Here is a 5,640-nt window from a genome sequence, read left to right as displayed (position 1 = left end):
TGATGGCGGAAGGGATCCACGCGTTCCCATCTCGAACACGACCGTTAAGCCTTCCAGCGTCGATGGTACTTGAACCGCAGGGTTCTGGGAGAGTAGAACGTTGCCAAGCAGTATCCCTTTGGGATATTTTTTTTGCCTAGTTAGAATTGCCTTTATGGAGGCTTAGTGAAGTGGCTAAACACGGCAGACTGTAAATCTGCTCTCTTCGAGTTCGGTGGTTCGAATCCATCAGCCTCCATATACCTTATCTAGGGGCATAGTTTAAGGGTAGAACAAAGGTCTCCAAAACCTTTGGTGTGGGTTCAATTCCTGCTGCCCCTGCCAATTACATCAATGGGGATTAGCCAAGCGGTAAGGCAACGGACTTTGACTCCGTCATGCCAAGGTTCAAATCCTTGATCCCCAGCCATTTTTTTACAACACTTGAGTCATTAGCTCAGTTGGTAGAGCACCTGACTTTTAATCAGGGTGTCGTAGGTTCGAATCCTACATGACTCACCACATGCCTTATTTACAGCATGCGCGTATGGCGGAATTGGCAGACGCACTAGACTTAGGATCTAGCGGGTGACCGTGGGGGTTCAAGTCCCTCTACGCGCATCAAACATCCCCAAACGTAACTTACGGTTTGGGGATCCCTATGCGGAAGTGGCTCAGCGGTAGAGCATCGCCTTGCCAAGGCGAGGGTCGCGGGTTCGATCCCCGTCTTCCGCTTTTTATTATCGGGACGTAGCTCAGCTTGGTAGAGCACCTGCTTTGGGAGCAGGGGGTCGCATGTTCAAATCGTGTCGTCCCGATATCAACCACATTTTTTCATCATCATGATGAAGGAATGTGGTTTTTTGTACTTCTCTCTTACCCAAGGTAACTAAGTTACCTTGATGTAACTCATTTTCTAACCGGACATGTTCGAGTATACTGGAAAAGAAGTGAAAGTAATCATTTGAAGGAGGCTAAAGTAAGTGGGAACGAATGCGAAAATAGGCGGCGGAGGTTTTCATCACGTTGCACTGAGAGCGAATGATTTTGACGCAACAGTCAAGTTTTATACAGAAGGTTTAGGATTTGTAGAGAAGAACAACTGGGGAGAAGGGGATAAGCGAGCAGTTCTGCTTGACTCTGGTGATGGGAATTACATGGAGGTGTTCGCTGGTGGGACAGGGGAGGAGAAACCAGAAGGTTATTTCTTCCATGTTGCGTTTCGCAGTAATAATGTAGATGCTGCTGTTGAGGTAGCCGTAGCTGCTGGTGCGGTCGTGACGGTAGCACCGAAAGACGCCATTCTAGGCGTGAATCCACCAACACCTGTACGTATTGCCTTTGTTAAAGGATTAAATGGTGAAATCATTGAGTTTTTCCAGAGCACTGGGGAGAACCAACTATAAATTTTCAGGGTTGAGAGGGGCATGAGACATGGCTTTTACCTTTACTTTATCGCTCGGAGATGAAGCGCCTGATTTTTCATTACCAGCTACGAATGGACAAACATACACGTTGAAGGATTTCAGCGACGCCAAGACGCTCGTTATTTTTTTCACCTGCAACCATTGCCCTTATGTAATCGGTTCTAATGAAGTTACACGCGAAACAGCCAATCGCTATAAAGATAAAGGTGTGCAGTTCGTAGGCATCAACGCTAACAGCGTGAACACCAAGCCAGAAGATTCCTTTGAACATATGGTATCGCACATGGAGGAACATCAGTATCCATGGACGTATCTGAGAGACGAATCCCAAGAAACGGCATTAGCCTACGGAGCACTAAGAACGCCGCATTTTTATGTCTTTGATGAAAACCGTAAATTAGTCTACACGGGACGCGGCGTCGATAATCCTAAGGATGCGTCAAAAATCACAATAAATAATTTAGATATCGCCTTAGAAGAGCTGACCTCTGGTCAAGCGATTACGTTGCCGTTGACGAACCCACTTGGGTGTAATGTGAAATGGGACGGTAAGGATGCGCATTGGATGCCTGCTGATGCCTGTGACTTGGTCTAACGGGCCTTATCCAACCTACATATCTATTCGTAAAACAATGATCCTCCAAACAATGGATGGTCATTGTTTTTTTATCTATGATTTAGAACTAGAATTAAAGTTAATATATGGTAAAATAGTAGAGTTCACCAAATCTACTTATGCAATTTCATTATATAAATCATTAGAATCTCATGTCAGAGGAGAATCCATCATGTCCTTTACCCAGCACCTAGTCCAAAAATATCAACACGAATGGCAGCAAACTCAGCAGCATCCTTTTGTTCAAGAACTAGGTCGAGGTACCCTAGACCGTAATAAATTTAGGTTCTATATGATTCAAGACTATTTATATTTAATTGATTATGCCAAATTATTCGCCTTAGGTGCGATCAAAGCACCAGATCTCACAACGATGAGTGAATTCTCAGCGTCTCTTAGTAATATTTTACATGAGGAAATGGGCATTCATCGTTCTTACGCGGCTCGTTTCGGAATTACGAAAGCCGAGTTGGAGCAAGCAGAACCATCACCGATAACGCTCGCTTACTCGCATTATATGTTGCATGTAGCACAGAATGGCGGATTAGCCGAGTTGACGGCAGCCTTGCTTCCTTGTATGTGGAGTTACTGGGAGATTGGGCGTATGTTGAAGGAATTTCCAGGTGCAGTAGATCATCCAGACTACGGTGAATGGGTGAGAGGGTACAGTTCAGACGAGTTTGGTCAACACGCGCAATGGTGTATTTCTCTCATGGATCGACTAGCTGTAGGGAAATCAGAAAGCGAATTAGCGCGATTGGAAACCATTTTCTTGAATACAACTCGCTATGAGACTCTGTTTTGGGAAATGTCATATCAGCAGCAGATGTGGCTGTAATTTTCGACATAAGCGTAACTGAAACGCATTCATAACACTCCAGTGAGCGAATATACATATACGGAAATCATCAAAAGTTGGTTATCAACTGGGAGGTGTTTCGTATGATTTATTGGGTTTTGGCTGTGATTGTCGTGGTTGTTGGTGTGCTGGTTGTCATGAGTCTAAGAAGAAGTAAATCCACAGCGCCTGCTGAAGTGAAAACGCACAAGCCCTGCTCCTACTGCAAGGAGGAAATTGAGATCGATGCGCCAGTGTGCAAGTACTGTAGGGGGGTTGTATTGAGCTAGGTGATGTCATGTTATTGTTGATAGGGATGAAAAAAGAAAAGCAACGAGACGTTCGCGGATTAAGCGAGCCGATCGTTGCTTTTTTAATGTGCTAGTCTTTTTGTATGGTTATTTAAACTCATAAAATCATGTATCAAGGGTACTTCCATAAACTAATCCCTTCAAAAAGTTGGCACTCCGCCTAAAAAAAGTGTAACATCTAACACATACAGCACACAGAAGGAGCTTGAATCCGTTGAATATTGAATTACACAATGAATTACCAACCGATTTTGAAGAGTTAAAAAAAGCAGCAAACCGCACATCGAATTGGAGGGAACGTCTTGCAGCTGTCGAGGCATTAGGCGAGCATGATGACCAACAATCCGTTCATATTCTTAAACGTCTAATGGCGAACGATACGGTATATGTCATTCAGGAGACGGCTTACCGCAAGCTTAAACTACTAGGTGAGGATGTACAATTGCCTCCTCGTAAGAAAGGTGACCTGATCAAAGGTGTGGGCAAAATTTTGCTTCGCATTAAGAAAAGCTTACCTGAAGGTCATACGTATGAGGCTTTCAAAGAAAAGCTGCAAAAAATGAGAAGTGATGTGTATGACACCTACGAAGGTGACAAAGGCGCTGATTTTGATCAATGGCTAGAATCGACTTGGTCGGGTTTATTAACTAATAAATAAGAAGTAATAGGTATGGAGTGAGTTTATGGCTAAGGGTAAAGGTGGAACAGGTAGAGGTACTGACAGCAAAGGCTGGAATCGGTGGAAAGCAAGCGAGAACCGAGCGAAGAGTGCCCCGAAACCCTACAAGAGTAAAGGTCTAAAAGCCGCTGCAATGGCGGCCAAGGCATCCGGTACATCAAGTGCGGGAAGTAGTCCGAGTACCAAAAGTACCAAAGCTTAGCAGATTCTGTTGAGCTACGAACCACCTTTGGCTGTTTGCCAGGGGTGGTTTTTCGTTATAATATGATGTTTTGCATCCGTCACATGACCTGTGTAAGATAGATGTAGGATATTTTGGATGAGGTGAGAGTCATGGTATTTGGGGCGCGCGTGTGGAAAACAGGCATCGCTGTTGCATTAGCTTTATATATAAGTGCTTGGCTCGAATTCACGCCACCAGTCATTGCGGCTGTTGCGGCAATTTTTGCGATGCAGCCTTCGATATATCGCTCCTGGCGTTATTTCTTGGATCAGTTGCAGACGAACATTCTTGGTGCGGCTTTTGCCTTATTGGCGGGGATGTTTTTCTCGCAGAATGTGATTGCTATTGGCATTGTATGTATTATTGTTATCATTCTTAGTCTACGTTTACGTATGGAAGAGACAATTGGTCTTACCTTAGTTACTGTAGTTGCTGTGATGGAGGCATCGGGGGAGTGGCGTTTTGCGCTTAATCGACTACTGCTTAGCTTAATCGGGATCGGTTGTGCGTTTGTGGTGAATGTCCTATTCTTCCCACCTAAGCCTAAGGAGCAATTCGCAGCACAGATCGGGTCTATTTTCAGCAAAATGTCATTACTCCTTCGCACGGTGATTTCAAATGAGATTAAGGAAACGGTGTTTCGTGAAGAAAAGGAAAGTCTTCGCAATAGCTTAAAGTCATTGTCAGAGAAATATAGACTTATGGAAGAAGAGATTAAGAAGTTGAAGGGCGGCGGCTCCAAACGTATCCGCGAACTCGTCGTATACAAACAGAAACTGCTTGTTATGTCCAAGGGACTTGAAGTACTGGAAGCAGTAGATGAGCATTATTTTCAGGCTTCCCCAAGTGCGGAAACAGATGTATGTTTCGATGATCATATGGAAAAATTGATTAAGTACCACGAGCATGTACTATTGAAATACGATGATAAGTTGAAGGAAACGAGCTCGGATGGTTTGGAGATTGAAGCGGAGAACGAACAGTTTATGGTCGATCTCCTTGCGCGATACAGCGAGCAACCAAATGGTATGCTTCGACTCTCCATTGTGGCTGCAGCCATGTATGACTATGGTCATCAGATCGCGCGGTTGGATAAGCTTGTGGAGCATGATCATCGAGGGGAGACTGAAGAGAGGGAACCTCTTGAGATTTTGCTAAAAAGTATTCGTCTAAAATAGTTCAGGTTTAAGTTTGCATTACGAAATGGTTTGTGCTATATTATGTTTCTTGCTCCGAACAGGACAAGAAGCAGCAAGCACAAACCATTGGATTCTGAACGTGTTGAACATCTTCACGAATGGATGAAATAAAATAAAGCTTGCAAATGAGAAATCAATATGGTATATTACTTCTCGCTGCTTCGGTAACACGGTAGCGAACGAAAGAAATTGATCTTTGAAAACTGAACAACGAGTGAGTAAGCACAGTCGAGTAATCGACTATAAAAGAGATTGTGAAATCTCGCTAGCTTCAAATGAGCAAGTCAGCTTTTCTATTATGGAGAGTTTGATCCTGGCTCAGGACGAACGCTGGCGGCGTGCCTAATACATGCAAGTCGAGCGGGTTT

The 5,640-nt window shown here is 44.1% G+C and carries 7 protein-coding genes, 7 tRNA genes and 2 rRNA genes; all 16 read left to right on the top strand.

Annotated elements, in window-relative coordinates:
• A 5S ribosomal RNA gene (gene rrf, locus AC58QT_RS35920) occupies window positions 1-109 on the top strand; the annotation flags it as partial.
• Window positions 110-156: 47 nt separating this feature from the next.
• Window positions 157-238: transfer RNA gene (locus tag AC58QT_RS35915), tRNA-Tyr, on the top strand.
• Between the two features lie 12 nt (window positions 239-250).
• Window positions 251-324, top strand: a tRNA-Trp gene (locus AC58QT_RS35910).
• A 10-nt stretch (window positions 325-334) separates the two neighbouring features.
• A tRNA-Gln gene (locus AC58QT_RS35905) sits at window positions 335-409 on the top strand.
• Window positions 410-425: 16 nt separating this feature from the next.
• A tRNA-Lys gene (locus AC58QT_RS35900) sits at window positions 426-501 on the top strand.
• Window positions 502-520: 19 nt separating this feature from the next.
• A tRNA-Leu gene (locus AC58QT_RS35895) sits at window positions 521-600 on the top strand.
• 42 nt (window positions 601-642) lie between these two features.
• Window positions 643-714, top strand: a tRNA-Gly gene (locus tag AC58QT_RS35890).
• A gap of 9 nt (window positions 715-723) precedes the next feature.
• Window positions 724-797 (top strand) — tRNA-Pro (locus AC58QT_RS35885).
• Between the two features lie 165 nt (window positions 798-962).
• Window positions 963-1,385 (top strand): VOC family protein, encoded by a 423-nt coding sequence (locus tag AC58QT_RS35880; protein ID WP_310502970.1) that lies wholly within the window; start codon window positions 963-965, stop codon window positions 1,383-1,385.
• Between the two features lie 28 nt (window positions 1,386-1,413).
• Window positions 1,414-2,001 (top strand): thioredoxin family protein, encoded by a 588-nt coding sequence (locus AC58QT_RS35875; protein WP_497413115.1) that lies wholly within the window; start codon window positions 1,414-1,416, stop codon window positions 1,999-2,001.
• Between the two features lie 193 nt (window positions 2,002-2,194).
• On the top strand, window positions 2,195-2,860 hold the full coding sequence (gene tenA, locus AC58QT_RS35870) for a thiaminase II (protein WP_497413114.1): 666 nt from the start codon (window positions 2,195-2,197) through the stop codon (window positions 2,858-2,860).
• A 104-nt stretch (window positions 2,861-2,964) separates the two neighbouring features.
• Window positions 2,965-3,150 carry a hypothetical protein gene (locus AC58QT_RS35865; protein WP_497413113.1) on the top strand — a complete coding sequence of 62 codons (186 nt, stop codon included), beginning with the start codon at window positions 2,965-2,967 and terminating at the stop codon, window positions 3,148-3,150.
• 235 nt (window positions 3,151-3,385) lie between these two features.
• Window positions 3,386-3,829 carry a HEAT repeat domain-containing protein gene (locus tag AC58QT_RS35860; protein ID WP_497413112.1) on the top strand — a complete coding sequence of 148 codons (444 nt, stop codon included), beginning with the start codon at window positions 3,386-3,388 and terminating at the stop codon, window positions 3,827-3,829.
• 25 nt (window positions 3,830-3,854) lie between these two features.
• Window positions 3,855-4,052 (top strand): DUF3934 family protein, encoded by a 198-nt coding sequence (locus AC58QT_RS35855; protein ID WP_497413111.1) that lies wholly within the window; start codon window positions 3,855-3,857, stop codon window positions 4,050-4,052.
• Between the two features lie 131 nt (window positions 4,053-4,183).
• Window positions 4,184-5,251, top strand: coding sequence for an FUSC family protein (locus AC58QT_RS35850; protein ID WP_497413110.1), 1,068 nt, complete (start codon window positions 4,184-4,186; stop codon window positions 5,249-5,251).
• Between the two features lie 316 nt (window positions 5,252-5,567).
• Window positions 5,568-5,640 (top strand): 16S ribosomal RNA (locus AC58QT_RS35845); the annotation flags it as partial.

Source organism: Paenibacillus sp. J31R109 (assembly GCF_059692055.1).
The sequence above is the reverse complement of the archived record's forward strand: the minus strand, read 5'-3'. Positions and strand labels throughout refer to the sequence as shown.

Excerpts from the sequence above, each read along its gene's own strand:
- AC58QT_RS35850 (WP_497413110.1), top strand. The coding sequence starts at position 4,184 with ATGGTATTTGGGGCGCGCGTGTGGAAAACAGGCATCGCTGTTGCATTA.
- tenA (WP_497413114.1), top strand. The coding sequence starts at position 2,195 with ATGTCCTTTACCCAGCACCTAGTCCAAAAATATCAACACGAATGGCAG.
- AC58QT_RS35855 (WP_497413111.1), top strand. The coding sequence starts at position 3,855 with ATGGCTAAGGGTAAAGGTGGAACAGGTAGAGGTACTGACAGCAAAGGC.
- AC58QT_RS35865 (WP_497413113.1), top strand. The coding sequence starts at position 2,965 with ATGATTTATTGGGTTTTGGCTGTGATTGTCGTGGTTGTTGGTGTGCTG.
- AC58QT_RS35875 (WP_497413115.1), top strand. The coding sequence starts at position 1,414 with ATGGCTTTTACCTTTACTTTATCGCTCGGAGATGAAGCGCCTGATTTT.